The 26908-nt window shown below is 67.4% G+C and carries 20 protein-coding genes; 13 read left to right on the top strand and 7 right to left on the bottom strand.

The genetic code is table 11. The features are described from left to right. Positions 1-14 precede the first annotated feature (14 nt). From AT699_RS03300 to AT699_RS03280, 5 genes are all read left to right on the top strand, one after another. The gene (locus tag AT699_RS03300) at positions 15-692 is read left to right on the top strand and encodes an alpha/beta hydrolase (protein ID WP_006388632.1); all 678 of its coding nucleotides are present in this window, start codon (positions 15-17) and stop codon (positions 690-692) included. A gap of 315 nt (positions 693-1007) precedes the next feature. Continuing rightward, positions 1008-2015 carry an ABC transporter substrate-binding protein gene (locus tag AT699_RS03295; RefSeq protein ID WP_024067695.1) on the top strand — a complete coding sequence of 336 codons (1008 nt, stop codon included), beginning with the start codon at positions 1008-1010 and terminating at the stop codon, positions 2013-2015. Further along, positions 2015-2827 carry an ABC transporter ATP-binding protein gene (locus tag AT699_RS03290; RefSeq protein WP_006388630.1) on the top strand — a complete coding sequence of 271 codons (813 nt, stop codon included), beginning with the start codon at positions 2015-2017 and terminating at the stop codon, positions 2825-2827. The genes AT699_RS03295 and AT699_RS03290 overlap by 1 nt, the downstream gene beginning before the upstream one ends. A 3-nt stretch (positions 2828-2830) precedes the next feature. After that, positions 2831-3667 (top strand): ABC transporter permease, encoded by an 837-nt coding sequence (locus tag AT699_RS03285; RefSeq protein WP_024067694.1) that lies wholly within the window; start codon positions 2831-2833, stop codon positions 3665-3667. Positions 3668-3676: 9 nt separating this feature from the next. Next, positions 3677-4369, top strand: a complete 693-nt coding sequence (locus AT699_RS03280) for a cysteine hydrolase family protein (protein ID WP_006388628.1) — start codon at positions 3677-3679, stop codon at positions 4367-4369. Positions 4370-4416: 47 nt separating this feature from the next. Here the strand turns inward: AT699_RS03280 and AT699_RS03275 are convergent, their stop codons facing one another. After that, the gene (locus AT699_RS03275) at positions 4417-6858 is read right to left on the bottom strand and encodes a bifunctional acetate--CoA ligase family protein/GNAT family N-acetyltransferase (RefSeq protein ID WP_054499703.1); all 2442 of its coding nucleotides are present in this window, start codon (positions 6856-6858) and stop codon (positions 4417-4419) included. A 120-nt stretch (positions 6859-6978) separates the two neighbouring features. Here AT699_RS03275 and gltX point away from each other — a divergent pair, with 120 nt between their 5' ends. Beyond that, a complete protein-coding gene (gene gltX / locus AT699_RS03270; RefSeq protein WP_006388626.1) occupies positions 6979-8385 on the top strand; it encodes a glutamate--tRNA ligase in 1407 nt (468 codons plus the stop codon). 73 nt (positions 8386-8458) lie between these two features. Here gltX and AT699_RS03265 read toward each other — a convergent pair whose 3' ends face one another. From AT699_RS03265 to AT699_RS03255, 3 genes are all read right to left on the bottom strand, one after another. Further along, positions 8459-9652: an MFS transporter gene (locus tag AT699_RS03265; protein WP_024067692.1), complete on the bottom strand. Its 1194-nt coding sequence runs from the start codon at positions 9650-9652 to the stop codon at positions 8459-8461. A 129-nt stretch (positions 9653-9781) separates the two neighbouring features. Further along, positions 9782-10288: a hypothetical protein gene (locus tag AT699_RS03260; protein WP_006388624.1), complete on the bottom strand. Its 507-nt coding sequence runs from the start codon at positions 10286-10288 to the stop codon at positions 9782-9784. Positions 10289-10476: 188 nt separating this feature from the next. Next, positions 10477-11376: a LysR family transcriptional regulator gene (locus AT699_RS03255; protein WP_024067691.1), complete on the bottom strand. Its 900-nt coding sequence runs from the start codon at positions 11374-11376 to the stop codon at positions 10477-10479. Positions 11377-11459: 83 nt separating this feature from the next. Here AT699_RS03255 and AT699_RS03250 point away from each other — a divergent pair, with 83 nt between their 5' ends. Both AT699_RS03250 and AT699_RS03245 read left to right on the top strand, forming a co-directional pair. After that, positions 11460-12302: an alpha/beta hydrolase gene (locus tag AT699_RS03250; RefSeq protein ID WP_223203286.1), complete on the top strand. Its 843-nt coding sequence runs from the start codon at positions 11460-11462 to the stop codon at positions 12300-12302. 143 nt (positions 12303-12445) lie between these two features. Further along, positions 12446-13426, top strand: coding sequence for a Bug family tripartite tricarboxylate transporter substrate binding protein (locus AT699_RS03245; RefSeq protein WP_024067689.1), 981 nt, complete (start codon positions 12446-12448; stop codon positions 13424-13426). A gap of 557 nt (positions 13427-13983) precedes the next feature. Here AT699_RS03245 and AT699_RS03240 read toward each other — a convergent pair. After that, complete coding sequence (locus tag AT699_RS03240; RefSeq protein WP_006388620.1) at positions 13984-14433, bottom strand: Lrp/AsnC family transcriptional regulator; 450 nt, start codon at positions 14431-14433, stop codon at positions 13984-13986. A 138-nt stretch (positions 14434-14571) separates the two neighbouring features. Between AT699_RS03240 and AT699_RS03235 the strand changes: the two genes are divergently transcribed. From AT699_RS03235 to AT699_RS03215, 5 genes are all read left to right on the top strand, one after another. After that, positions 14572-18078 (top strand): indolepyruvate ferredoxin oxidoreductase family protein, encoded by a 3507-nt coding sequence (locus tag AT699_RS03235; protein ID WP_058207555.1) that lies wholly within the window; start codon positions 14572-14574, stop codon positions 18076-18078. A 303-nt stretch (positions 18079-18381) separates the two neighbouring features. Continuing rightward, complete coding sequence (locus tag AT699_RS03230; RefSeq protein ID WP_024067687.1) at positions 18382-21312, top strand: ribonucleoside-diphosphate reductase subunit alpha; 2931 nt, start codon at positions 18382-18384, stop codon at positions 21310-21312. A gap of 20 nt (positions 21313-21332) precedes the next feature. Next, positions 21333-22532: a ribonucleotide-diphosphate reductase subunit beta gene (locus tag AT699_RS03225; protein ID WP_006388616.1), complete on the top strand. Its 1200-nt coding sequence runs from the start codon at positions 21333-21335 to the stop codon at positions 22530-22532. A gap of 345 nt (positions 22533-22877) precedes the next feature. Continuing rightward, on the top strand, positions 22878-23510 hold the full coding sequence (locus AT699_RS30770) for a histone H1-like DNA-binding protein (RefSeq protein WP_081247853.1): 633 nt from the start codon (positions 22878-22880) through the stop codon (positions 23508-23510). Positions 23511-23688: 178 nt separating this feature from the next. Continuing rightward, positions 23689-24249: a YggT family protein gene (locus AT699_RS03215; RefSeq protein WP_006388614.1), complete on the top strand. Its 561-nt coding sequence runs from the start codon at positions 23689-23691 to the stop codon at positions 24247-24249. A 64-nt stretch (positions 24250-24313) separates the two neighbouring features. On the opposite strand, the gene AT699_RS03210 is transcribed toward AT699_RS03215, so the two are convergent. Beyond that, positions 24314-25762 (bottom strand): D-alanine--poly(phosphoribitol) ligase, encoded by a 1449-nt coding sequence (locus AT699_RS03210; RefSeq protein ID WP_024067684.1) that lies wholly within the window; start codon positions 25760-25762, stop codon positions 24314-24316. A gap of 16 nt (positions 25763-25778) precedes the next feature. Further along, the gene (locus AT699_RS03205) at positions 25779-26906 is read right to left on the bottom strand and encodes a membrane-bound O-acyltransferase (RefSeq protein WP_006388612.1); all 1128 of its coding nucleotides are present in this window, start codon (positions 26904-26906) and stop codon (positions 25779-25781) included. Positions 26907-26908 lie beyond the last annotated feature (2 nt).

The raw sequence follows: 26908 nt of genomic DNA, 5'->3' as shown, positions 1-26908 counted from the left end.
TGCGCCCGCCGTCCATGAACGCCCCCACCGACCTGCTCGATTGCATCGAGATCGAAACCGCCTCCAATCCCACGCACGCCGTGATCTGGCTGCACGGCCTGGGCGCCGACGGCAACGACTTCGCGCCCATCGTGCCGGAACTGGACCTGCCGGCCGGCCTGGGCGTGCGCTTCGTATTTCCCAACGCTCCCGTGCAGCGCGTCACCATCAACAATGGCATGGCGATGCGTTCCTGGTACGACATCCTGGTGATGGATCTGGTGCGGGTGGAAGACGCCAAGGGCATCCGCGCCTCGGAGGCCGCGATCCACAAGCTGATCGCGCGCGAGAACGCGCGCGGCATCCCGACCTCGAACATCGTGCTGGCGGGCTTCTCGCAGGGCTGCGCCATGACCCTGCACACCGGCCTGCGTCTGCAGGACAAGCTGGCCGGCATGATGGGCCTGTCGGGCTACCTGCCGCTGCTGGACAGCGCCGAGGCCGAGCGCGCTCCCGCCAACCAGCGCACTCCCATCTTCCTGGCCCACGGCCTGTATGACCCGGTGGTGTCGCTGCCGCGCGCCGAGGCCTCGCGGGCCGAACTGGAACGGCTGGGCTACGACGTGCGCTGGCACACCTACCCCATGCCGCATTCGGTCTGCGCCGAGGAAGTGGCCGACATCTCGCGCTTTCTGAACCAGGTGCTGGTGTAACTCCGGCGGCGCGCGCCGCGCCGCCACCCTCCCCCGGGTCCGGATTCTCCGGGCCGTTCGCACGGGGATTCCCCGCTTTGTATACCAAGTGGTATTCCAGCCCCGAATTTTCCGGGGCGCGGCTTCGCTCGTCCATAGAGAAAAACGACAATACCAAAACGCTTGCTGCTCGCCTAGGTTGAATATAGTATTCAATCCAAGCCGTATCGGCCCGATCGCAATCGCCTCGGGCTTCCCTGTTGTTGCAGTCGATCCATCCCATTGGCCGTGTCGCGCCGGGTTTCGGCGAGGCATTCAGACGCAGGAGAAAGTCCCGTGAAGCCCTTGCCATTGCCTCGCCTGGCAGCGGCGGCGCTGCTTGCCGCCGTCCTCGCCCCGTTCGCCAGCCACGGCGAAGCCCTCAATCCCCCGGTAAAGGTGCGCTACGAAGAGGTGGTGCGCTCGATCCTGTACGTGCCCAAGTACGTCGCCCTGTCGCAGGGCTACTTCAAGGACGCCGGGCTGGACGTGTCCATGAAGACCTCGCAGGGCACCGACAAGGGCATGACCGCCCTGCTCTCGGGCAGCGCCGACATCGTGCTGATCGGCCCCGAGGCCTCGATCTACGTGCAAAACAGCGAATCGCCGGTCAAGCCGAAGATCTTCGCCGGGTTGACCGCCACCGACGGCTTCTTCCTGCTGGCGCGCAAGCCGGTCGAGAAGTTCGACTGGAGCATGCTCAAGGGCAAGGAGGTGATCGGCTTTCGGCCCGGGTCGAACCCCATCGTGTTCCTGGAGACCGCGCTGCGCAAGCACGGCCTGGACCCGCAGAAGGACGTCAAGCTGCTCAACAACATCGGCATCCCCGCCCGCGCCGGCGCCTGGATGGCGGGCCAGGGCGAGTACGGCATCTTCCTGGAACCCGAGGCCGGCGAGCTGGTGCGCAACGGCAAGGGCTACATCGTGGCCTCGGTCGGCCATGAGGTCGGCCAGGTGGACTACACGGTCTTCACCGCCACCGACAAGTACATCCGCGACAACCCCAAGGTGATCCAGGCCTGGACCAACGTGGTGGCGCGCGCGGAAAAGTACGTGAAGGACACGCCCGCGGCCACGCTGGCGCCGCAGATCATGAGCTACTTCCCCGGCATGGATGCGGCCGCGGTGACCGACGCGATCGAGCGCTACAAGCAGTACCAGATCTGGAAGACCACGCCGCTGGTGACGGCCGAGGCCATGAACCAGCTGCAGGACATGCTGGTCGCCAGCGCGGTGATGAAGGACGGCGCCCGGGTCAAATACGAGGATGTGGTGGTGGCGGACTTCGCCAGGAAGGTGCCGTGATGAGCGCCGTCGTCCACAACCTCAAGCCGGACCCGGCCACCGCCAAGATCGAACTGCGCGATGTCTGCCTGAGCTACTTCACGCCTGAAGGCGAGACCGAAGCGCTGTCGCAGGTGTCGTTCGCGCTGGCGCCGGGCGAATTCGTCAGCCTGATCGGCCAGAGCGGCTGTGGCAAGAGCACGCTGCTGTCGCTGATCGCCGGCCTGCACGCGCCGACCTCGGGCACGGTGATGATCGACGGCCAGGCGGTCACCGAACCCAATCCGCGCATCGGCTACATGCTGCAGCAGGATTATCTTTTCGAGTGGCGCACCATTCTGGACAACGTCATGCTGGGCGCCGAGATCCAGGGCCGGCGCGATGCGCGCAGCGAGGCGCGGGCCGTGCACCTGCTGGAAAAGTGCGGACTGGGCGCGTTCCTGTCGCATACGCCACGCCAGTTGTCGGGCGGCATGCGCCAGCGCGCCGCGCTGGCGCGCACGCTGGTGACCGAGCCCGACGTGATCCTGCTGGACGAGCCATTCTCGGCGCTCGATTCGCAGACCCGGCTGGCGATCTCCGACGAGGTCGTCGACATCCTGCGGCGCGAGGGCAAGACGGTGGTACTGGTGACGCACGACATCGGCGAGGCCATCGCCATGACCGACCGCGTCATCGTGCTGTCGCGCCGGCCCGGCCGGCTCAAGAGCCAGTACCGCATCCACTATGGCGACGGCGCGCGCCCCACGCCGTTCCAGGCCCGCTCGCGGCCGGAATTCAATGCCTACTTCAAACAGCTCTGGGACGAGCTGGACGTCCATGTGGAGGGTTGAGCCGTGAACGCACCGATCGCCAACACCGTGCCGCTGCGCGCCGTGCCCGCGCCCAGCCAGAAGTACCTGGACTATCTGCGGCGCGACCGCGCCCGCCGGCGCCACATCCGCATCGCCCAGGCGCTGCTGCTGGTGGTGTTCCTGTGCGCCTGGGAAATCCTGCCGCGCATGCACATCCTGAACCCGCTGCTGACCAGCTATCCAAGCGCGCTGTGGCCGACCTTCCTGGAACTGTGGAGCCAGGGCAACCTGGCGCGCCACATCGTCACCACGCTGTCGGCCACGCTGGTGGGCTTCACGCTCAGCATGGTGATCGGCATCATCGTTGCCGCCGCGCTGTGGTGGTCGGACTTCCTGTACAAGGTGCTGGATCCGTTCCTGGTGGTGGCCAATGCCATGCCCAAGATCGCCTTCGTGCCGATCTTCTACCTGTGGCTGGGGTCGGACTACGCGGTCTACGGCATGGCCGTGGCGATCGCCGTGTTCGTGACCATCATGGTGGTGTACGCCGGTTTTCGCGCCATCGACCTGAACAAGGTCAAGCTGGCCCGCACCTTCGGGGCCAGCCGCTGGCAGGTGCTGACCAAGGTGGTGCTGCCCGGCAGCGTGCCGACCCTGATCGCCGCGGTGAAGATGAACATCGGCCTGGCGCTGGTGGGCGTCATCGTCGGCGAATTCCAGTCGGCCGACTCGGGCCTGGGCTTTCTCATCATGAACGGCAGCCAGGTCTTCAAGCTGAACATCGTCATGACCGCCATCGCCATGCTGGCGCTGATCTCCAGCGTCATGTACCTGGTGGTGTACCGCATCGAAGCCGCCGTGGCGCGGCGCTACGGATAAGGAGCCGCCATGCAGATTCCGCAATGGGTGCAGGACCGCGTCATCGCCCGCCAGGGCTGCCTGCATCCCTACGACAACCTGCCCGGCGCCCGCACCGCGGTGGTGGTGATCGACATGCAGCAGTACTTCACGCTGCCCGGTTACCAGGGCGAATGCGCGGCGGCGCGCGGCATCATCGCGCCGGTCAACCGCCTGTGCGACGCGGTGCGCGCGGCCGGCGGCACGGTGGTCTGGGTGCAGACCGCCTCCGACAATGCCGATGCCTTCTGGTCGCACCACCATGGCGTGATGCTGACGCCGGAGCGCAGCGCCCGGCGCCTGGAGACCCTGCGCCGCGACTCACCGGGCTTCGCCCTGCATCCGGACCTGCGGCCGGCCGACAGCGACCTGCGCGTCACCAAGCGCTTCTACAGCGCCATGGCCACGGGATCGTCGGAACTGGAGCCGCTGCTGCGCGGACGCGGCGTGGACACGCTGCTGATCGCCGGCACGGTCACCAACGTCTGCTGCGAATCGACCGCGCGCGACGCCATGATGCGCGACTTCCGCACCATCATGGTGGACGACGCGCTGGCGGCGGTCACGCCGGCCGAACACGAAAACGCCCTGCACGGCTGGCTGCTGTTCTTCGGCGACGTGCTGTCGGTGGACGAGGTGTCGACGCGGCTGCGGCCGGCGCAGGCCGCGCGCAAGACGGCCTGAAGCCGGCATGGCCGCGGCCGGGCGCCGGCACGCGCCGGCCGCGGCGCTCAGCGCAGGTTGAGCCAGACCCGCCGCATGGTCGGGTCTTCCGGATCCGGATCGTTGGTGAACCCCAGGCTGGTCATCAGCGCCAGCATCGGCCGGTTGGTCGACAGCACCAGGCCGTCGATGTATTCCAGCCCCTGCTCGCGCGCCGCGTCGATCAGCGCCGTCATCAGCTGGCGGCCCAGGCCGCGCCGCTGCCAGTCGTCGCCGATCACCAGCGCGTATTCCGCGCCGCGCCCGTCGGGGTTGCGCAGGTAGTGCGCGAAGCCGACCAGCACTTCGTGCGGATGGCCGCGGTTGGCCGGGTTGGGCACCTGGGTGGCGGCCACCAGCGCCAGCTCGCGGTGGTAGTCCACCTGGGTGTAGCGCGACACCATGCGCGGCGTCAGCTCGCGCATCATCGACACGAAGCGCATGTAGCGCGAGCGTTCCGACAGGCCGCGGATGAAATCCTGCAGCGGCTGGCCGTCCTCGGGGCGGATCGGCCGCAGCACCCACGGAATGCCATCGGCGAAGCGGCGCACCTGCACCAGGCGCGCCGGGTACGGGTGGATGGCCATGTGCGGATAGCCGGCGGTCTGGGGCGTTTCGCAGCCCGGCTTCTCGGCCAGCGTCATGCGCAGGCCGCCGGCGCGCAGATGGGTCTCGCCGACATACAGCGGGTCGATGTCGAGCGTTTCGATGTCCGGCAGCTCCGACACCATCTCCGAGACCAGCACCAGCGCCTGCTGCAAGGCCTCGGCGGCCAGGTGGCCGACGCGCGGCGCCAGCACCCGGCGCCACAGCCGGCTGCGCTCGATCATCTGGCGCGCCAGGAAGCCGTTGAGCGGCGGCAGGTCGATGCCGCGGTCCGATTGCGACAACACCGCGTCCGGGCCGCCGGCGCCGAAGCGGATGACCGGCCCGAACTGCGGATCGCGCCGCACCCGGATCGCCATGGGGCGGGATTCCGGTTCGGCCGCCGCCACGTCCAGCGGCATGTCGCGCAAGGGGACATAGAACAGGGACAGCAGCGCGCGGACCTCGGAGGTATTCAGTTCGCGCCGGCAATCGGCCCGCACCCGCGCCAGGATCTCGCGCGCGGCGGCCAGGTCGGGCACGTGGGTGGCCGGCTCGGGCGGCTGGGTCTGCAACAGCAGTTGCTGGTTGTAGTGGTGCGTGGCCAGCACGCCGAAGGCGTCGGCGGCGGACTCGGGCGTGCGGAAGGCCGAGGTGCCGGCGTCGTCCAGCATGCGCCGCAGCGGCCGCATGCCGGCGTCGCCCATGAAGCAGGTGACCACGGGCTTTCTGGCCTTGGGCGCGATCTGCGCCAGCTCGCGCGCCACCGCCGGCATGTCGGCCAGCGCGTCGGGCGCCAGCAGCACCAGCACGCCGTCCACGCCGGCGTCGTCCAGCACCACGTCGAGGATGGCGCGGATGCGTTCCGGCGTCAGCGGCACGTAGGTGATGACAGGATTGGCGCTGGCCGCGTCCGGCTCCAGCATCGCCGCCAGCGCGCGCTGCGTGGCCGGCGCCAGCTCGGCGCGCAGCACCGCCGCGTCCGGGCCGATCAGGTCCATGGCCAGTTGCGGAGGCCCGCTGCCGTTGGAGATCAGCGCCACCCGCCGCCCCTTGGGCCGGCGCGTGTAGCCCAGCACCTTGACCGCCGAGAACAGCTGCACGAAGTAGCGCACCCGCACCGCGCCGGCGCGCCGCAGGGCGGCGTCGAAGATGGCGTCGGCGCTGTCGGTGTCGGCGCGGCCGGCCTTGAGCACGATGACCGGCTTGACGCTGGCCGCGGCCCGCAGCGTGCTCATGAACTCGCGCGCCGGCCCGACGTCTTCCAGGTACAGCACGATGCTGTCGGTGCGAGGATCGCTGGCCAGGTAGTCCAGCACCTTGGACAGGCCCACCACCGCCTCGTCGCCCAGCGACACGGCGGTGGAAAAGCCGATATGCACGTCCTCGGCCCAGTCCATGACGGCGGCCATGATGGAGCGCGACTGCGCCAGCAGCGCCACGCGGCCGGCGCGCGCCAGCACCGGATGCTGGCTCAGGTTCAGGCCGGCATGCGGGCGCTGGGCGCCGAACGAGCGCGGCCCCAGCAGTTCACAGCGGTTCTCCTCGGCCCAGGCGCGGCACAGCGCCAGGGTGCCGCGCGGATACGGGTCGGGCAGCTCGTGCGGCAACAGGATGACCGAGCGCGGGGCCAGCGGGGACAGCCGGCGCAGGGTCTCGGGCAGCACGGCGGGCGAAACGCAAACCAGGGCCAGGTCGGGCCGCTCGCCCGCGGCCAGGCCCTGGAGCGTGTCCGGCAGATCGGGCGCGGCGCCGGTTTCGCAGGCCACCACCGTGGTTTTCGCCTTGAGCGCAGGCGACAGGGAAGCCGCCGCCGGCAGCGGCCGATCGGCGACGATCACCAGCGAACCGGGTTCGAACATCGGGGCAAGAGCGTGTCGCAGCATGGCGGGAACAGGCACTAATCTAAAATAGCGTCCATCGTAACAAGACAACCCCGCCGTCCGCTTGATCCGGGCCAGTCCGACGCCGCATTCGCGGCGCCGCAGCCGCTATCATTGCCACCTATGACTTCCAACGCCTCCTCCCCCATCCGTACCCGCTTCGCGCCTTCGCCCACGGGCTTCCTGCACCTGGGCGGCGCCCGCACCGCGCTGTTCTCCTGGGCCTTCGCGCGCCACCACAAGGGCACCTTCGTGCTGCGCATCGAAGACACGGACGTCGAACGCTCCACGCCGGAAGCGGTGCAGGCCATCCTGGACAGCATGGACTGGCTCGGCATGCAGCCGGACGAAGGCCCGTTCTACCAGATGCAGCGCATGGACCGCTACCGCGAAGTGGTGGCGCAGATGCTGGCCGCCGGCACCGCCTACCACTGCTACAGCTCGCCCGAGGAAGTCGAGGCCATGCGCGAGGCCGCCCGCGCCCGCGGCGACAAGCCGCGTTATGACGGCACCTGGCGCCCCGAGCCCGGCAAGACCCTGCCGCCGGTGCCCGAAGGCCGCAAGCCGGTGGTGCGCTTCAAGAATCCCCAGGACGGCGCCACCGCCTGGAACGACATGGTCAAGGGCCCCATCAGCTTCGACAACACCGAGCTGGACGACCTGATCATCGCGCGCCCGGACGGCACCCCCACCTACAACTTCTGCGTGGTGGTGGACGACTGGGACATGGGCATCACCCACGTGCTGCGCGGCGATGACCACGTCAACAACACCCCGCGCCAGATCAACATCCTGCGCGCGCTGGGCGCCACCCTGCCCGAATACGGCCACGTGCCCATGATCCTCGGCCCGGACGGCGAAAAGCTGTCCAAGCGCCACGGCGCGGTCAATGTCATGGAGTACGACAACGAGGGCTACCTGCCCGAGGCCATGATCAACTACCTGGCGCGCCTGGGCTGGAGCCACGGCGACGACGAACTCTTCAGCCGCGACCAGCTGGTGGAATGGTTCGACACCCGCCACCTGTCCAAGTCGGCCTCGCAGTGGGACCCGAAGAAGCTGAACTGGGTCAACGCCCACTACATCAAGCAGATGGACAACGCCGAACTGGCCGAACGCGTGGCGCCGCGCGTCGCCCATCGCGGCGGCCATCCGGAAAAGATCGACCTGCCGGGCGTGATGGGCCTGCTCAAGGACCGCGCCGAGACCCTGGAACAGCTGGCCGACGGCGCCATGCTGTTCTGCGGCGCCTTCAAGCCGGCCGCGCCGGAACTGGTCGAGCAGCACCTGACCGCCGCCGCGCGCGAGGCGTTGGCCGATTTCGCCCGGCGCGCCCAGGGCACCGACTGGACCCGCGAGGCCATCTCGGCGCTGATCAAGGCCGTGCTGGCCGATCGCGGCCTGAAAATGCCGCAACTGGCGATTCCGCTGCGCGTGGCCGTCACCGGCCAGACCCAGACGCCCGCGGTGGACGCGGTGCTGGCCCTGTTGGGCAAGGACGTCGTGCTCCAGCGCCTGGCCGCGATCTGAGCGGTCATCCGCCCACGAAAAAGCCCCGTCCGGCCTGGCCGTTCGGGGCTTTTTTCATCGCGCAGAGGGTGTATCAGGCGGCCTTGGGACGCGCCTTCAAGGCCCGCGAGAAGAACGCGCCCAGCAGCGGCAGCAACACGGCCGAGCCGCCGAACAGCGCCGCCGCGCCGGCCTCGTCCACCACCGAGCCGGCCAGCGCCACACCGGCCGCCTGCCCCATGAAGAGGCAGGACGCGAACCAGGCCACCGCCGTGCCGCGCGCCGACGGCACCATCTGGGTGGCGTTGGTCTGCAGCGTCGCGTGCAGCAGGTAGTAGCCGAAGCCCGCCAGCACGCTGGCCAGCAGGCTCCACAACCACACCGGCCCCAGCAGGTACGACAGGAACGCCAGGCCCAGCACCAGCCCGCCCGCGACCGCCAGGCCACGTTCACCCAGGCGCTTGAGGACGCGGCCCGCCACCACCGTGTACAGCAGCCCGCCCACGGCGTACACCGCCACCAGGGCGCCGGCCGCGGTCAGCGAGATATCGAAGCGTTCGTGCAGGTACGACGGCGCGAACGCCAGGGCGCCGAACACCAGCAGGCCCTCGATGAACACCGTGGCCAGCACCACCCGCGCCCAGGGCGTGCCCAGCACCAGCCGCGCCTGCGCCACGAAGCCCTGGCGCGGCGCGTTGGGGTCGACCACGCCCAATCCCAGCGCGCGCTGGCGCCGCACCTCCAGCTGCAGCAGCGTGCCCACCACGAGGTAGCCGACCACCAGCGCCGCGAAGGCCCAGCGCCAGCCCAGGGTGTCGGCGAACAGGCCGCCGGCCAGTTGTCCGGCCGCCATGCCCAGGATGGTCCCGGTCAGGAAGCGCGCCAGCGTCGCCTGGCGCCTTTCGTACGGCACGGTGTCGCCGATCCAGGCCATCGACAGCGGCACGATGCCGGCCCCCGCCGCGCCCGACAGGGCGCGGCAGAACACCAGCACGTCCAGCGACTCGGCCACGAACGCGCCGGCGCTGCCCAGCGCGCAGGCAAACGTCGCCACGCTGACCACGCGATACTTGCCGTAGCGGTCGCCCACCGGGCCGAAGAACATCTGCAATACGCCGTAGGCCACGGCGAACGCGGTCACCGCGCGCGCGGCCTGGCCAGTGGTGGCGCCGAACTCGGCGGCCAACTGCGGCAACATGGGATCACAGATACGAAAGGCGCTGGCGCTGACGAAAGCGGCCAGGGCGAGCAGCGCGATGGCGCGCGCTTCGGAAGAGAGGGCGGGCATGGAAGGCCGGCGGGGATGGAGGACGAAGTCCGCACCTTACCGCAGGCGCGCCCGCTTGGCGACGCCGGCCGGCGGATTCCGTCCGTCCGGCGCAACGTCGGGTTGCCGGCCGGGCCGGCCGGACCGGGATCAATACGGCAGGCGGTAGCCCTGCGGCATGCGGCGCGCGGTAACGACCTGGCCGCCGCTCTTGAGTTCCCGCAGCGTCAGCTTGGCCTGCTCGACTTTCTCGACACGGTAGCGGTTGACGTAGATCGGATCGGCGGCGTCGACGATCTCGCCGTTCGATTGCGTGGTCTGCATCGTGTAGACGCCGTCCACCACGCTCCAGCAACCGGTCTCGCGCAGCGCCGGGCGCGTCTTGCGGCCGATCTTCAGCTGGGTTTCGTAGGCCATGCGGCCGTCGGCGTACAGCACCGTGAGCGCCTGGAAGTCACCGCTGACGCCCTTCGGCCTGGAGTTCGAATACCAGGTGCCTATCATGGGATCGCCGCTTTTCGCCGGTACGCACGCGGCCGGCTTGGGCGGGCCCTCCGGCTGGGCCTCGGTGATGGAGGCGGGTTTCCGGGCGGCGCAGCCGGCCAGGATCAGAAGGGCGCAGGCCACGCCCGCCGAACGCAAATACACACTGCTCATGACTTCCTCAACACGTCTGTCGACGCGCCGCGCCGCTCAAACCGGCACGCCCCCGCGCAGCAAACATCACGCACTCTAAAGATGCGCTGGTGAAGAATCAACGACGATCGGCGGCGTGTGCAATTGCGCAACAGTCCTTGCCGAAAACCCCGTGTTTTAAGGCCTCCACGCGCAAAAATGCGTTGGTTTCAAGCGACACTGCGACCACCGCGCGCGGCCTTGGCGCGCAGCATTTCCTCCATGCGCGCGGCGGCCGGCGACAGGTGGCGGCCAGCCAGCCGGGTGATGCCCAGCTCGCGCTCGATGCGCGGCCGGGCCAGCGGCACGAAAACCAGGCCAGGCGAATCCGGCGGCACCCCCAACCGCGCCAGCACCGTCACGCCCACGCCGCGCTCCAGCATCGCCAACAGCGACATCATGTTGGACACGAACACCTGGCGCTCCATCATGAATGCGGCCTGCGGATGGTCCGCCAATTGGCGATGGGCCACCGTGCCCACCAGCGGCAGCCCGGCGATCTCGCGCCAGGTCACGGACTTGCGCCCCGCCAGGGGATGGCCGCGATGGCAGACCAGCCCGAATGCGTCGCGCAGCAGCGGCTCGAACGCCAGCCGCCGGTCGCGCAGCACCGGGCTGCACACCCCCAGTTCCACCTCGCCCGCCAGCACCATGCGTTCCACGCCCTCCGAGTTGTCGTCGAACAGGCGCAGCGCCACCGCCGGATAGCGCTCGCGATAGGCCGCCACCAGCTCGGGCAACCAGTGCATCGCGACCGTCGCCACCGAGGCCATGGTCAGGGTGCCGGCCTCGTTGCCGGCCAGCCCCGCCAACGTGCCGGCCACGCGATCATGGTGCTCGACCAGCTCGCGCGCCAGCGGCAGGCAGTCCTGGCCGAAACGCGTCAGCGCGTTGCCATTGCGGCGCTCGAACAGCGGCTGGCCCAGGCGTTGCTCCATTTCGCGGATCGACAGCGACAGCGCCGGCTGCGAGCGGAACGCGCGCGCGGCGGCGGCGCGAAAGCTGCGCAATTCGGCCACCAGCAGGAAGTGGCGGTAGTGCGCAATGGAAAGTTCGGGCAAGGCGGGCATCGGAACACCTGATTTGATGAACTTATCAAATCATAGGAAAAATAAAGTTTTCTCATCATAGGGCGGCACTTAACATGGCCGCAATGACTACCGCGACTCTCTCCCCCGCCCGCGCCCAGGCCGTCGATCCGCTCGACTTCAGCCTCGCCGACCGGCTGCCCGCCCGCGCTGCCGGCCAGGGCCGGCTGCTGACCGCCGCCGCGCCCAACGGCAGGCCCGGCCTGCTGCTCGTGCCCGGCGCCTATCACGGCGCCTGGTGCTACGCGCACTATCTGGACCATTTCGCCCGCGCCGGCCTGGCCTGCGCCGCCATCGACCTGCGCGGCCACGGCCCCTTGCCGCAGCCGCCCGGCTTCGTCGACACGGGCATCGCCGACCTGGCCGCCGACGTCGTCAGCGCGCTCGACCTGCTGGACGCGCCCACCGTCGTGGTGGGCCACAGCATGGGCGCCCTGCCCGCGCTGCTGGCCGCCAGCCAACGCCGCGTTGCCGGCGTGGTGCTGATGGCGCCGTCGCCGCCCGCCAACCTGCCCGGCGCGATGGGCCTGCCGCCGGTGCCCGCCGACGCCGTGCGCGCCGCGCCCGCCGCCAGCGAGATCCGCGCCCGCTTCCTGGCCACCACGCCAACACGCGACGTCAGCGCCGTCACCCAACGCCTGAATCCCGAAAGCCCGCGCGTGCTCAACGACCGCTACCTGCTGCGCGTGCCCGTCGACCCCGCCGCCATTGCCGCTCCCGGACTGTGCCTGGAGGCAGGCCTGGACACCCACGACCGCCATCCCCCCGGCCAGGACCACGCCATCGCGCGCCTGTTCGGCTTTTCCCACGCCGTCCTCGCCGGACAACCCCATTGCATGATGTACGGCGACCAATGGCAGGTTGGCGCGGACGCGATCCTCGACTGGTATCGCCAGCAGTTCGGCTGACCCGCGACGCCCGCCCACGCCGGACACCATCGACATCCGCCAACGAACCCCAAGCAGATCCACCCGGCCCGCGCTCAGCGCGCCATGACACACCCCGCAAGCCATAGAACATGACGGCGCCACCGCCGCCCCAGGAGACAAGCATGACCCTCACCGCCCTCGCGCCCCGCGCCTTCCTGCGCCATGCGCTCGCCGCCGCCAGCCTGCTGCTGGCCGCCACCACGCACGCCGCCGGCTGGCCCGAAAAACCCATCACGCTGATCGTGCCATCCGCCGCCGGCGGCGCCGCCGACCTCACCGCCCGCACCTTCGCCCAGTTCCTGGGCAAGCAGACCGGCCAGACCGTCATCGTCGAAGACCGCCCCGGCGCCGGCGGCATCGTCGGCACCAACGCCGCCAGGAACGCCGCCGCCGACGGCTACACCTTCCTCTTGTCCACCAACTCGACCCACGCCGCCAACCAGTTCCTCTACAAGCGCCTGCCCTACGACGCGCAAAAGGACTTCGCGCAGGTCGGCATGCTCGGCACCTTCGGCACCGTCGGCATCGTCGCCCCCGACAGCCCCTATCGCACCGTGCCGGAACTGGTGGAGTACGCCAGGAATCATCCCGGCGAAGTCTTCTTCGGCTACTACAGCTCGTCCTCGCAAGTGCCGTCCGAACTCTTCAAGCAACGCGCCGGCATCAACATCGGCGCCGCCGGCTACAAGAACATCACCCAGATCATCACCGACCTGCGCGGCAAGCAGATCGGCTTCGCCTTCGTCGACTACCTGACTGCCATGGGCCAGATCGACGGCAAGGGCCTCACCCCCCTGGCCGTCACCGCCGCCCAGCGCCACCCCGCCTGGCCCGACGTCCCCACCATGTCGACCTACTACCCCGACTTCGTCGTCGCCGGCTGGCTCGGCATCTCCGCCCCCGCCGGCACCCCGCCCGACATCGTCGCCAAGATGAACGCCGCCACCCAGGCCGCCGTCAACGACCCCGCCACCGCCGACAAACTCCGCGCCCTCGGCCTGACCCCCGAAGCCATGGACACCGCCCGCTTCGACACCTTCGTCAAGGAAGACACCGCCCGCTGGAAGGAATGGATCAAGATCTCCGGCATCCAGCCGCAGTAACCGCCCACAGCAAATAAAGAAACGCCCTCTATATATAGAGGGCGTCGCAATATAGAGACCACCAAAAGATCGCGCCCATCGAATCAAGCGCGATGACGCAGGATTCACCAGCCCCTCCCATCACGATCGCGCCGCGCCATTGCCCCCTCGAGCAACGCCTCTCTCCAGCAGCGCGCAGCGTCCGCCGCCACGACGCAAGACACCCAAATGCCAAAAGGCGGCCGCCCGCGCGGCCACTTTTTGGCGACCCCGCAAGATCCTCCCTCCACCCCAGATTGACGGCAAAAACGCCAAGTACACAACTCGCCCCAAAGCCCGGCCGTTAAGTCTCATCAAAAGCGGGAGTCGGGGCAGGCGGGGGATGGCGGGGCGTGTAGATGCGCCCGACGGAATCTGAAGGAACAGCCGAAGGCTGTGACGAAGATGAGGAAGGGGGGGGCCGCCGAGGCAAGTCCGGAGCGAAGGCTCCGGACCGCAATCGTAGCCCCGCCATCCCCCGCCTGCCCCGGCTCCCGCGACTAAAGACCCCCACCCCCCGCAAGCAAATAAAGAAGCCCCTACAAAGGCAACTTCAACTCATGCTTGATCTCCCGCAACGCCACAATCGTCCGCGTCTGCCGAATCCCCGGCATATTGAACAAGAACCGATGCAAGAACCGGTCATAAGCCTCCGGACTCTCCACAAGAATCTTGAGCAGAAAATCCGAATCCCCCGTCACCGCATAGCATTCGAGAATCTCCGGCGCATCCCGCACCGACCGCTCGAAGTTCTCCACCGTATTCGCCGAATGCCGCTCCAGGCTGATCTGCGCGAACATACAGCCCAGCCCCACCTTGCTGCGATCCACCTGCGCGCTGTAACCCTGGATCACGCCGCTGGCCTCCAGCGCCTTCACCCGCCGCCACACCGGCGCCGCCGATAGCCCCACCTTGTCCGACAGCTGCTGTGCCGAGGCCCGGCCATCCTCCTGCAGGGCCTTGAGGATGCCGATATCGGTCTTGTCCATCGTCTTGTCTCCTTTTTGGGTCGAAATTCCGCGAACACGAAATATTCATTGCGAATTATAGGGATAGCACGATCCGAAAACGCAATAAACCCGATGCCTCGCGAACCTATCATGGTGCCGACTACAGGAGCATTCATGATGGACGGCACCCCCGCCCCCGAGCCCGCGCTGGACCTCGACTACCAGCTCGCCGACAACCTCACCCGCCAGACCGGCCGCATCTTCCTGACCGGCACCCAGGCCCTGGTGCGCATCATGCTGACCCAGCGCCGCGTCGATCGCGAGCGCGGGCTGAACACCGCCGGCTTCGTCTCCGGCTACCGCGGCTCGCCCCTGGGCGGCGTCGACATGGCGATGTGGAAGGCGCAGAAGGCGCTCGACGCCAACCAGATCTCCTTCCTGCCCGGCATCAACGAAGACATGGCCGCCACCGCCGTCATGGGCACGCAGCAGGCCGGCATGCGCGCCGACCGCAACGTCGATGGCGTCTTCGCCATGTGGTACGGCAAGGGCCCCGGCGTGGATCGCGCCGGCGATGCCCTGCACCACGGCAACGCCGCCGGCGCCTCGCGCCATGGCGGCGTGCTGGTGGTGGTGGGCGACGACCACACCGCCGTCTCCTCCTCCATCCCGCACGCCAGCGAGGCCTCGCTGATCGGCTGGCAGATGCCCATCGTGCACCCGGCCTCGATCGACGAATACGAAACCTTCGCCCTGTGGGGTTGGGCCCTGTCGCGCCACTCCGGCACCTGGGTCGCCTTCAAGGCCGTGTCCGAGACCATCGAGAGCGGCCACTCCTTCACGCCCGCGCCGGTGCGCAGCTACGACATGCCGGCCGATCCGGACCTGCCGCCGGAAGCGCTGGAATACTCCGCCCGCGACTTCCTGTCGCTGGCGGTCGAAACCCGCATGAACCTGCGCATGAAGGCGGTCGCCGCCTTCGCCCGCCGCCACAGCATCGACCGCCTCACCTGTCCGGCGCCCAAGGCCACCGTCGGCATCGTCACCGTCGGCAAGGCCCACCTGGACGCCATGGAAGCGCTGGCGCGCCTGGGCGTGGACACCGTCACCGCCAACGCGCCGGTGCGCATCTACAAGCCCGGCCTGACCTGGCCGCTGGACGCCGAACGCATGCTCGAGTTCGCGCGCGGCCTGTCGCACATCCTCGTGATCGAGGAAAAAGGCGCCGTGGTCGAGACCCAGCTCAAGGACCTGCTGTTCAACCTGCCCGAGCGCGCCACCGTGGTCGGCAAGAAGGGTTTCGACGGCGAGACGCTGGTGCCGTCCGCCGGCCAGCTGCGCCCGTCGCTGCTGGCGCGGCCGCTGGCCCAATGGCTGTCGCGCAGCGCCGGCCTGCAGCCCGGCGTCGACCTGGCCACCTTCGACTGCCAGGACATGCTGTCCAACGACGCCGACGGCATGCGCCGCCGGCCCTACTTCTGTTCCGGCTGTCCGCACAGCACCTCGACCAAGGTGCCCGAAGGCAGCCAGGCGCTGTCGGGCGTGGGCTGCCACTACATGGCCGCCTGGATGGACCGCGACACTGGCGGCCTGACCCAGATGGGCGGCGAAGGGGTCGACTGGATCGGCCTGTCGCGCTACACCAGGATGCCGCACATCTTCCAGAACATGGGGGAAGGCACCTATTACCACTCCGGCTACCTGGCGATCCGCCAGGCCGTGGCCGCCAAGGCCAACATCACCTACAAGATCCTGTTCAACGACGCCGTCGCCATGACCGGCGGCCAGCCGGTGGATGGGCCGATCTCGGTGCCGCAGATCTGCCAGCAGCTGCGCGGCGAGAACGTCGCCCGCATCGTCGTCACCAGCGACGAACCCGAGAAATACCAGGGCGTGGACCTGGGCGCCGGCATCAAGGTGCACCACCGCCGCGACCTCGACGCGCTGCAACGCGAGCTGCGCGAGATCCCCGGCGTCACCGTGCTGATCCACGACCAGACCTGCGCCGCCGAAAAGCGCCGCCGCAGGAAGAAGAACCAGTTCCCCGACCCGGCCCGCCGCATGCTGATCAACAGCGCCGTGTGCGAGGGCTGCGGCGACTGCGGCGTGAAATCGAACTGCCTGTCGGTGGTGCCGCTGGAAACGCCCTACGGCCGCAAGCGCGCCATCGACCAGTCCAGCTGCAACAAGGACTACTCCTGCGCCGAAGGCTTCTGCCCCAGCTTCGTCTCGGTCATGGGCGGCAAGCCCAGAAAGAGCGCGGCGCCCAAGGCCGACCAGGAACGCCTGCAGCACCTGATCCAGCAACTGCCGCTGCCGCAGCCGCCGGCGCTGGAACGCCCTTACCGCCTGCTGGTGGCGGGCATGGGCGGCACCGGCGTCATCACCATCGGCGCCATCGTCTCGATGGCTGCGCACCTGGAAGGCCTGTCGGCCGCGGTGCTGGACCTGACCGGCCTGGCGCAGAAGGGCGGCACGGTCGTCAGCCACATCCGCCTGGCGCCCGCGGGCGCGGCCGCCGGCCCGGTGCGCCTGGACTGGCAGCAGGCCGACGCCGCCATCCTGTGCGATCCGGTCGCCGCCGTGGCGCCCGACTCGCTCGGCGCGCTGCGCCGCGGCCACACGCAGGTCACCGTCAACACCTACGTCGCCCCGGTGTCCGATTTCACCCGCAACCCGGACGCCGCCATGCGGCCGGAAGCGCTGCTGGCCAAGATCCGCCACGCCGCCGGCGACGAGCACACCGCCGCCATCGATGCGCACGAGGCCGCGCTGGCGCTGTTCGGCGACAGCATCCTGTCGAACATGTTCATGCTGGGCTACGCCTGGCAGCGCGGCGGCGTGCCGCTGTCGCAGGCCGCCATCAACCGCGCCATCGAACTGAATGGCGTCGCCGTGGCCGCCAACCGCGCGGCCTTCGACAGCGGCCGCCTGGCCGCGCACCAACCCGAAGCGCTGGAAGGCGCGCTGCGCCCGCGCGCCCAGGTGGTGCAACTGCATGTGCCGGAAACCTTCGAGCGCGCCGTGGCGCGCCGCGTCGAAGACCTGACCGCCTACCAGGACGCCGCCTACGCGCAGGCCTACCGCGAGGTGGTCGAACGCGTCGCCGCGCGCGAGCGCGAGCTGGCGCCCGACGCCAGGCCGCCGCGCCTGGCCATGGCGGTGGCGCGCGGACTGTTCAAGCTGATGGCCTACAAGGACGAATACGAAGTCGCCCGCCTCTATACGGGCGAGGCCTTCCAGGCCCAGCTCAAGGGCCAGTTCGAAGGCGACTACAGCCTGCGCTTCCACATGGCGCCGCCGATCTTCGCGCGCAAGGACCCGCGCACCGGCGTGCCGCGCAAGGTGACGCTGGGCCCGCGCACCATGACCGCGCTCAAGCTGCTGACCCGCTTCAAGCGCCTGCGCGGCACCTGGTTCGATCCGTTCGGCCACACCGCCGAGCGCAAGATGGAACGGGCATTGGTGGGCGAGTATCGCCAGACCATAGACCGGTTGCTCGCAGGGTTGAATCGCGACAACCTGGCGCAAGCAGCTACAATCGCCGCCCTTGCAGAAACCATCCGCGGCTTCGGCCACGTGAAGGCTGCGAACGTCGAGAAGTACAGGACGGAGCTGGCCCGCTTGATGCAAAGCTATACGGCGCCTGCCCCGCGCGATGTACCCCTGCGGAAAACCGCATAAACACTCGCGCTGAGCGGCATTCTCCTGGGCGCGCCTTGCTAGGCGCGCCCAGTGCATTTAGTAACAATGTTTTGGGAACCTGATCCTATCTTCTTCTTGTAGCTGTCGTACTCGATCACTAGAATTAGTGTCCAACGAGGGGTGCTACACTACATCTTGTGGTCGCCTAACCGCTGATACTCGTCGGCCACGCCATGCGGATTCGTCCGTCCAAGCGTTGCGACCCCCTCAATAAGATCCAATTTCGTACCTGACATGACGTCGTCATGTCGCTATCTACGCGCTTTTCGCACAGGAGCTTCCATGCAGACTACGATCGCCTCTGTGACCCGGCCCTCGGCCGTGCCGCCCTCGCAAACCGATTCCCCTGCCGACGCCAACGGCGGGCAATGGGCCAGCTACAACATCATCCGCCGCAATGGCTCGGTGGTCGGGTTCGAACCCGGCAAGATCGCCATCGCCATGACCAAGGCCTTCCTGGCCGTCAACGGCGGCCAGGGCGCGGCCTCGGCCCGCGTGCGCGAGCTGGTTGAACAACTGACGACCCAGGCCGTCAACGCGCTGGTGCGCAACCGCCCCGGTGGCGGCACCTTCCATATCGAAGACATCCAGGACCAGGTCGAACTGGCCCTGATGCGCTCGGGCCAGCACGACGTCGCCCGCGCCTACGTGCTCTACCGCGAGAAGCGCACCCAGGAACGCGCCGCCGCCGCGGCCGCCGAAGGCCAGCAGAAGGTCGACGCCGTGCCGCAGGAAAACGTGCTGCACGTCACGGATGCGGGTGTCCGCCGTCCGCTGGACATCGCCGAACTGCGCGCCACCATCGTCGCCGCCGGTGAAGGCCTGGCCGAATTCATCGACTCCGAAGCCATCCTGAAGGAAACGGTCAAGAACCTGTACGACGGCATCCCCGTCGACGAAGTGTTCAAGTCCGCCATCCTGTCGGCGCGCGCGCTGGTCGAGAAGGACCCGGCCTACAGCCAGGTCACCGCCCGCCTGCTGCTGCACACGATCCGCAAGGAAGTGCTGGGCGAGGAAGTCTCGCAGGACGGCATGGCCGCCCGCTACGCCGAGTACTTCCCCACCTTCATCGCCCGCGGCATCGAAGGCGGCCTGCTGTCGCCCGACCTGGCCGGCTACGACCTGACCAAGCTGGGCAAGGCGCTGAACGCCAAGCGCGACCTGCAGTTCGGCTACCTCGGCCTGCAGACCCTGTACGACCGCTACTTCCTGCACATCCGCGGCACCCGCATCGAACTGCCGCAGGTGTTCTTCATGCGCGTGGCCATGGGCCTGGCGCTGCGCGAGACCGATCGCGAAGCCCGCGCCATCGAGTTCTACGAGATCCTGTCGTCGTTCGACTTCATGAGCTCGACCCCGACGCTGTTCAACTCGGGCACCCTGCACTCGCAGCTGTCGTCGTGCTACCTGACCACCGTCTCCGACGACCTGGAAGGCATCTACGACGCCATCAAGGAAAACGCCCTGCTGGCCAAGTACGCCGGCGGCCTGGGCAACGACTGGACCCCGGTGCGCGCGCTGCGCAGCCACATCAAGGGCACCAACGGCGAAAGCCAGGGCGTGGTCCCGTTCCTGAAGGTCGTCAACGACACCGCCGTGGCGGTGAACCAGGGCGGCAAGCGCAAGGGCGCGGTCTGCACCTACCTGGAATCGTGGCACCTGGACATCGAGGAATTCCTCGAACTGCGCAAGAACACCGGCGACGAGCGTCGTCGCACCCACGACATGAACACGGCGAACTGGATTCCCGACCTGTTCATGAAGCGCGTCATGGAAGGCGGCGAATGGACCCTGTTCTCGCCGTCCGACTGCCCCGACCTGCACGACAAGTACGGCAAGGCCTTCGAAGAAGCCTACGTCGGCTATGAAGCGCGCGTCGCCAGCGGCGACCTGAAGCTGTTCAAGAAGATGCCGGCGCTGACCCTGTGGCGCAAGATGCTGTCGATGCTGTTCGAAACCGGCCACCCGTGGATCACGTTCAAGGATCCGTGCAACATCCGTTCGCCGCAGCAGCACGTCGGTGTGGTCCACAGCTCGAACCTGTGCACCGAGATCACGCTGAACACCAACGAATCGGAAATCGCGGTTTGCAACCTGGGGTCGGTGAACCTGGTCGCGCACATGAAGCCGGCCGCTGGCGGCGGTTTCGAACTCGACCACGAGAAGATCAAGCGCACCGTCAGCATCGCCATGCGCATGCTCGACAACGTCATCGACATCAACTATTACGCCGTCGACAAGGCCCGCAACTCCAACGCGCGCCATCGCCCGGTGGGCATGGGCATCATGGGCTTCCAGGACTGCCTGCAGATGATGCGCGTGCCGTACGCGTCGCAAGCCGCCGTTGAATTCGCCGACCGCTCGATGGAAGCGGTGTGCTATCACGCCTACTGGGCCTCGAGCCTGCTGGCCGAAGAACGTGGCCGCTATCAATCGTACGAAGGCTCGCTGTGGTCGCGTGGCATCCTGCCGCAAGACACGTTGAAGATGCTGCGTGACGAACGCGGTGGTCATGTCGAGGTCGATGAATCGAGCACGCTCGATTGGGATGCGTTGCGCGCGCGCATCAAACAACATGGCATGCGCAACTCCAATTGCATCGCAATCGCCCCAACCGCGACTATTTCCAATATCATTGGTGTATCTGCGTGCATCGAACCCACTTTCCAGAACTTGTACGTCAAATCGAATCTCTCCGGCGAGTTCACGGTCGTTAACGATTACCTCGTGCGTGACCTGAAGAAACTCGGTCTCTGGGACGAAGTCATGGTCGCCGACCTCAAGTACTTCGACGGCAGCCTGTCCCGCATCGATCGCGTACCTTCCGAACTCCGCGAACTCTACGCCACCGCGTTCGAAGTCGAACCGAGCTGGCTGGTGGAATGCGCCTCGCGTCGCCAGAAGTGGATCGATCAAGCCCAGTCGCTGAACATCTACATGGCCGGCGCCTCCGGCAAGAAGCTGGACGACACCTACAAGCTGGCCTGGAAGCGTGGCCTGAAGACGACCTATTACCTGCGTACCCTTGGCGCCACCAGCGCCGAGAAGTCGACGGGACGCGGCGGCGAACTGAACGCCGTCAGCGCCGGTGGCACTTCCGCCGCCGCCCCCGTGTCCGCTGCACCTGTTTTGCCGGAACCCGAAGTTCTCGGGGCGGTTTGCACCATGCGGCCGGGCGACCCCGGCTTCGAAGAGTGCGAAGCCTGCCAATAACCGCCTCCGGAGAATGAATCATGATTAATTGGGAAGACGACACCCTCGCCACGCAACCTGCACAAGCCCCCGCGCCCGCGGCGGGCGGGCAGGCTGCGCCCGAAGTCCGGGCGGCGACCGGCGTGTTCGGCGACACCGCCATGCCGACCCCGGCCGCGCCGCAGCATGCGGCCGGCCTGACGGCCAGCGGCAACGCCACCTCGCAACGCGTGAAGGTCGCCGACAAGCGCATCATCAACGGCCAGACCGACGTCAACCAGCTGGTGCCGTTCAAGTACAAGTGGGCATGGGAGAAATACCTGGCCACGTGCGCGAACCACTGGATGCCGCAAGAAATCAACATGTCGCGCGACATCGCCCTCTGGAAGAACCCGAACGGGCTCACCGAGGACGAACGCCGCATCGTCAAGCGCAACCTGGGTTTCTTCGTCACGGCCGACTCGCTGGCCGCGAACAACATCGTGCTGGGCACCTACCGCCACATCACGGCCCCCGAATGCCGCCAGTTCCTGCTGCGCCAGGCCTTCGAAGAAGCCATCCACACGCACGCCTATCAATACATCGTCGAAAGCCTGGACCTGGACGAAGCGGAGATCTTCAACGCTTACAACGAAGTGCCGTCCATCCGCGCCAAGGACGAGTTCCTGATTCCGTTCATCGACGCGATCGCGGACCCCAACTTCAAGACGGGCACGCCCGAAGCCGACCAGACGCTGCTGAAGTCGCTGATCGTCTTCGCTTGCCTGATGGAAGGCCTGTTCTTCTACGTTGGCTTCACGCAGATCCTGGCGCTGGGTCGCCAGAACAAGATGACCGGCGCGGCCGAGCAGTACATGTACATCCTGCGCGATGAATCCATGCACTGCAATTTCGGCATCGACCTGATCAACACCGTCAAACTGGAAAATCCGCATCTATGGACGCCGGAATTCCGCGAAGAAATTCGAGAACTCTTCCGCAAAGCGGTCGAACTCGAATACGCTTACGCCGAAGACACGATGCCGCGCGGTGTGTTGGGCTTGAACGCTCCCATGTTCAAATCCTACCTGCGCTTTATCGCCAACCGTCGTTGCCAGCAAATCGGTATCGAACCGCTGTACCCGCAGGAAGAAAATCCCTTCCCGTGGATGGCGGAAATGATCGACCTTAAGAAGGAACGCAACTTTTTTGAAACTCGCGTGATCGAATACCAAACCGGTGGCACGCTGAGCTGGGAGTAACGCAGTTCGCCTTCGGGCCCGGCGCGGGCACGCTCTTGCAAGAGCGTCGCGTTCGCGCCAGGCCTTGAGGGCGATCTCCCAGGTCAGGGTGTTTTCGAACACGTAGAACAAGCGGTAGGCGGTCTGTGATCAGGCTGCCCACCGGCGCCATTTGAAATGGCTCGCGCCAAAGGAGCGGGGGCCATATCAAATGGCTGTGCCGAATTCATTAGCGCAAACCGTAGTAGCTGTTGCTCGCACAGAACAGCGGCATGCGCCGATGAATAGCCCGGGCACGGTTCGCCTTGTTGGCGGATCGGGGCACGGGTTTAAGTTCTGGGACCCCTGAACCTAAGGAGCATGACCATGGCAACAGCCAAGAAAGCCGTAAAGAAAGCGGTGAAGAAGCCCGCCGCCAAGAAGGCAGTAGCTAAGAAGGCCGCTCCGGCCAAGAAAGCTGCCGTCAAGAAGGTAGCCGTCAAGAAGGTCGCCGCCAAGAAGCCGGCGGTGAAGAAGGTTGCCGCCAAGAAGCCGGCCGCCAAGAAGGTCGCGAAGAAAGCGGTAGCCAAGAAGGCCGTCGCCAAGAAAGTCGCGGCCAAGAAGCCGGTAGCCAAGAAGGCAGCGGCCAAGAAGGTCGTCGCCAAGAAGGCGGTTGCCAAGAAGGCCGTCGCCAAGAAGGCCGTCGCCAAGAAAGCGGTAGCCAAGAAGGCCCCCGCCAAGAAAGCGGTTGCCAAGAAGGTCGTCGCCAAGAAAGCGGTAGCCAAGAAGGCCGTCGCCAAGAAGGCGGTTGCCAAGAAAGTCGTAGCCAAGAAGGCCCCGGCCGCCAAGAAGCCCGCTGCCAAGCCGGCTGCGAAGCCCGCCGCTGCCAAGAAGCCGGCTGCGAAGAAAGCCGCTCCGAAGAAGCCCGTCACGCCGCCGTCCACGGCAGCCGCTCCGGGCGCGAAGACCGCGCTGAACCCCGCCGCGTCGTGGCCGTTCCCGACGGGTGGCCGTCCGTAATCGGACCGGTCACAACGGCAGCAGTGCCTCAAACCGCCTGGCCTTGGCCAGGCGGTTTTTATTTCGGGCCGCCTGGCGCGCCTACCTCAAGAAAGAACGCCGCTCGAGGGGCAGGACGCCACCGTTGCCGCATTGCCGTGAGACAATAAAAGCCGTCTTCATTAGGTAGATAGCGTCCATGCTCGGTGAAATCCTCCGCTTCCTGCTCGAAATCGCATTCACGCTGTTCGGCGCGGCCCTGATCGCCCGCGCCTGGATGCACGCGATACGGCTGCATCCCTTCAACCCGCTGGCGCGCGTCATCTACCAGGCCACCAATTGGCTGGTGCTGCCCCTGCGCAAGATCATTCCCGCGGGCAACAAGATCGACTGGACCAGCCTGGTGGCAACCTGGCTGTCGGCGCTGGTCTATCTGGTGTTGATCTGGCTGGTCGCCATCGGCGCGCTGATCCCGGCCGCATTGCTGCCTTCGGCCATGCTGTCGGCGCTGCTCATGGCGCTCAAGTGGGCCTTGAACCTGATCGTGTGGCTGACCCTGATCCAGGCAGTGCTGTCGTGGGTCAACCCGATGGCGCCCATGATGCCGCTGCTGCAGGCGCTGACCGCGCCGATGCTGGATCCCATCCGCCGGCTGCTGCCGCGCACCTCGATCGACTTTTCGCCCTTGGTACTGCTGATCGTGGCGCAGGTCCTCCTGATGGTCCTGGCGCGCCTGAGCTACGGCCTGATGGGCGTCTGAAAAAACGGAAACGGCCCGGCAATACCGCCCGGGCCATTTTCCGCCATGCGCCGCAACCGGCGCGCTACGCCGGAATCGCGGCGTAGATATCGATCAGCTTCTTGCGGTCGATCTTGTGGTTGTTCGACATGGGCAGCGCCACGCAGGCCACCAGCTCGGACGGAACCATGTAGGGCGGCAGGCGCTGCGCCAGCCGCTCCTTCCAACCCGACAGCGCATCCTGCTCAAGCAGGCAGGCATCATCCCGCCCCGCGGCCGTGCCGGCAACGAATCCAATCAGGCGCACCGCCGTGCCATCGGGCCGGCGCAGCACCGCGCAGGCGCCGCCCGCCACGCCCGGCAGACCATGCAAGGCCTCGTCGATCTCGGCCAGCTCGATGCGATAGCCGTTCAACTTGATCTGGTCATCCATGCGGCCACGGCAGAACAGCAGCCCGTCCGCGCCCAACTCACCCAGGTCACCGGTGCGAAAGCCGCGGCGGCCATCCTCGGCCACGAACAGCTTGGTCTCGTTCAGGTCCTGGCGGTTCAGGTAGCCGCGCATGACGTGGGCGCCGATGATGCAGATCTCGCCGTCCTGGATGCGCAGCTCGCAATCCGGCTTGGCATGACCGACCGGCAACGGGTCGTGCATCGCCAGCACGGCATCGGTGATGGCGATCCAGGTGGTGGCAACGGTGGCCTCGGTCGGGCCATAGGTATTCAGGATGACCGCGTCCGGGAAACGCTGGCGCAGCTTCTTCGCCAGCGCGGCCGGCAGCGGCTCGCCGCAGAACAGGAAGGTGCGCAGCGTCGGCAGCGTGGCCGGCGAGAAGTCGCGGTTGGCCAGTTGCTGGTGCGCGAACGACGGCGTCGACACCCACACGCTTACGCCGTTCTGCGCCAGCCGGCCCATCCAGGTGGCGGCCGCGCCGATCTGTTCGCGGGAGTTCAGCACGCAAGTGCCGCCGGCGGCGAGCGTGGCGAACACCTCGTACATCGACAGGTCGAAGCTGAACGGCGCCTGGTTCATGAACACCGGCGCCTCGCCCAGGCCGAAGCTGCCCAGCATCCAGTCGCCCAGCAGGCCGACGCTTTCGCGGCCGATCTGCACGCCCTTGGGGTCGCCGGTGCTGCCGGACGTGAACATGACGTAGGCCAGGCCGCGCTCGGCCAGCTCGGCGCCCTCGCCCGGCTCGAAGCCCCCGGCCGCGGCGTCGTAGACGGCGGCGGCGCGCACGATCTCGACGATGCGGCGCAGGCGTTCCGGCGGGTAGATGGTATCGACCGGCACGAATGGCGCGCCGATCAGCAGCGCGCCAACCATGGCAACGAAGAACGACGCTTCCTTGTGGCCATAGATGGCCACCGGCACGTCCGGCGCGGCGCCGTGTTCGCGCGCCTGGGCGGCCCAGGCCTCGGCCTCCTCGCGCAGTTGCGCCCAGGTCAGGCTGCGGTCGGCGCCGACCACCGCGAGCGCGTCGGGCGCGCGCGCGGAGTCAATGAACTGGAAAGTCTTCAGGTCGAAACGCATGCCGAAACTCCCGGCGTCAGATGGGGCTGCGGCCGCTGAACACGTAGAGCGCCAGGGCGGCCAGGATCAGGGTGAGCACGCGTCCGAGGAAACGCATGACGGGCCGCGCCAGCGTGGCCTGCAGCGCCGGCCGGGTGCGGGCGGCGTTGATCAGCAGGTTGTGACCGACCGAATAGGCGCCGAACATCAGGCCGCTGACGATGTAGTGCACCGACAACCCGTTCCATACGCCCATGGCCAACAGCGTGGCGAAGATGCCGATGTTCTGCGCCGCCAGGCGGTGGCGCGAGAAGAACGAGGTCTTGCTCAGCGCCTTGTAGATCGGCATGAACACGACGTCGCGCAGCCATTCGGACAGGCTGATATGCCAGCGGCGCCAGAAGTCCTGGGGATTCAGCGTCGCCAGCGGGTTGCGGAAGTTGATCGGCAAGGTGAAGCCGAACAGCATGCCGATGCCGATGGCCATGGTGGAATAGCCGGCGAAATCGAAGAACAGGTAGGCGCTGTAGAGCGAGGCGTTCAGCGCCACGCCGGTGAACGAATAATCGTGGGCGTCCAGGGTCGACAAGCCGTAGCGCCAGATCAGCTCGGCCAGGCCGAACTTCTGGATCACGCCCAGCATGATCAGTTCCAGGCCGGTCAGCCAGGTGTTCAGGTTGACGCCTTCATAGCCGCGCTTGAGGTCGGCCTGGAAATTGCGCCAGCGGTACATCGGGCCGGCCAGCAGCGTCAGGGGGAAGAACAGGTAGATGAAGTAGTCCAGCGGCGACACGCGCTCGTTGCGCGGCGCGAACAGCAGCACGTCGATGGCGCGGAAGGTGGCGAACGACAGGCCCAGCATCGCGCCCAGGTGCGACACGCCCGTCTTGACCAGCAGCAGCGGCGTCATGGTGATGACAACGGCCAGCCAGGTCGGGATGTAGTTGCGGCGCATGGCCCACAGCGCGCTGCCCGAGATGGCCAGCAGCGCGATGGGCTGGTAGGGACGCGCCCAGAACACCGCCATCCACACGCCCAGGCAGATCACGCCGATGATGTGGCGATAACCGATGCGCAGCGGCATGCCGACCGAACGGTATGCCAACAGGCCCAGCCCGCCGAACAAGGCGCCGCCGAAAAAGCTCAAACTTGCGAACAATTCCATGC

The sequence above is a fragment of the Achromobacter xylosoxidans genome (assembly GCF_001457475.1).
Lineage (GTDB): Bacteria > Pseudomonadota > Gammaproteobacteria > Burkholderiales > Burkholderiaceae_B > Achromobacter > Achromobacter xylosoxidans.
Note: the sequence above shows the minus strand (reverse complement) of the source record. Positions and strands in the feature narration are given on the sequence as shown.

What these genes read in the sequence shown, in the direction of transcription:
- AT699_RS03260 (WP_006388624.1), bottom strand. Translation starts at nt 10,288, where the DNA reads ATGAGCAGTGTGTATTTGCGTTCGGCGGGCGTGGCCTGCGCCCTTCTG.
- AT699_RS03255 (WP_024067691.1), bottom strand. Translation starts at nt 11,376, where the DNA reads ATGCCCGCCTTGCCCGAACTTTCCATTGCGCACTACCGCCACTTCCTG.
- gltX (WP_006388626.1), top strand. Translation starts at nt 6,979, where the DNA reads ATGACTTCCAACGCCTCCTCCCCCATCCGTACCCGCTTCGCGCCTTCG.
- AT699_RS30770 (WP_081247853.1), top strand. Translation starts at nt 22,878, where the DNA reads ATGGCAACAGCCAAGAAAGCCGTAAAGAAAGCGGTGAAGAAGCCCGCC.
- AT699_RS03245 (WP_024067689.1), top strand. Translation starts at nt 12,446, where the DNA reads ATGACCCTCACCGCCCTCGCGCCCCGCGCCTTCCTGCGCCATGCGCTC.
- AT699_RS03205 (WP_006388612.1), bottom strand. Translation starts at nt 26,906, where the DNA reads ATGGAATTGTTCGCAAGTTTGAGCTTTTTCGGCGGCGCCTTGTTCGGC.
- AT699_RS03240 (WP_006388620.1), bottom strand. Translation starts at nt 14,433, where the DNA reads ATGGACAAGACCGATATCGGCATCCTCAAGGCCCTGCAGGAGGATGGC.
- AT699_RS03290 (WP_006388630.1), top strand. Translation starts at nt 2,015, where the DNA reads ATGAGCGCCGTCGTCCACAACCTCAAGCCGGACCCGGCCACCGCCAAG.
- AT699_RS03250 (WP_223203286.1), top strand. Translation starts at nt 11,460, where the DNA reads ATGACTACCGCGACTCTCTCCCCCGCCCGCGCCCAGGCCGTCGATCCG.
- AT699_RS03275 (WP_054499703.1), bottom strand. Translation starts at nt 6,858, where the DNA reads ATGCTGCGACACGCTCTTGCCCCGATGTTCGAACCCGGTTCGCTGGTG.
- AT699_RS03210 (WP_024067684.1), bottom strand. Translation starts at nt 25,762, where the DNA reads ATGCGTTTCGACCTGAAGACTTTCCAGTTCATTGACTCCGCGCGCGCG.
- AT699_RS03230 (WP_024067687.1), top strand. Translation starts at nt 18,382, where the DNA reads ATGCAGACTACGATCGCCTCTGTGACCCGGCCCTCGGCCGTGCCGCCC.
- AT699_RS03300 (WP_006388632.1), top strand. Translation starts at nt 15, where the DNA reads ATGAACGCCCCCACCGACCTGCTCGATTGCATCGAGATCGAAACCGCC.
- AT699_RS03265 (WP_024067692.1), bottom strand. Translation starts at nt 9,652, where the DNA reads ATGCCCGCCCTCTCTTCCGAAGCGCGCGCCATCGCGCTGCTCGCCCTG.
- AT699_RS03225 (WP_006388616.1), top strand. Translation starts at nt 21,333, where the DNA reads ATGATTAATTGGGAAGACGACACCCTCGCCACGCAACCTGCACAAGCC.
- AT699_RS03280 (WP_006388628.1), top strand. Translation starts at nt 3,677, where the DNA reads ATGCAGATTCCGCAATGGGTGCAGGACCGCGTCATCGCCCGCCAGGGC.
- AT699_RS03215 (WP_006388614.1), top strand. Translation starts at nt 23,689, where the DNA reads ATGCTCGGTGAAATCCTCCGCTTCCTGCTCGAAATCGCATTCACGCTG.
- AT699_RS03235 (WP_058207555.1), top strand. Translation starts at nt 14,572, where the DNA reads ATGGACGGCACCCCCGCCCCCGAGCCCGCGCTGGACCTCGACTACCAG.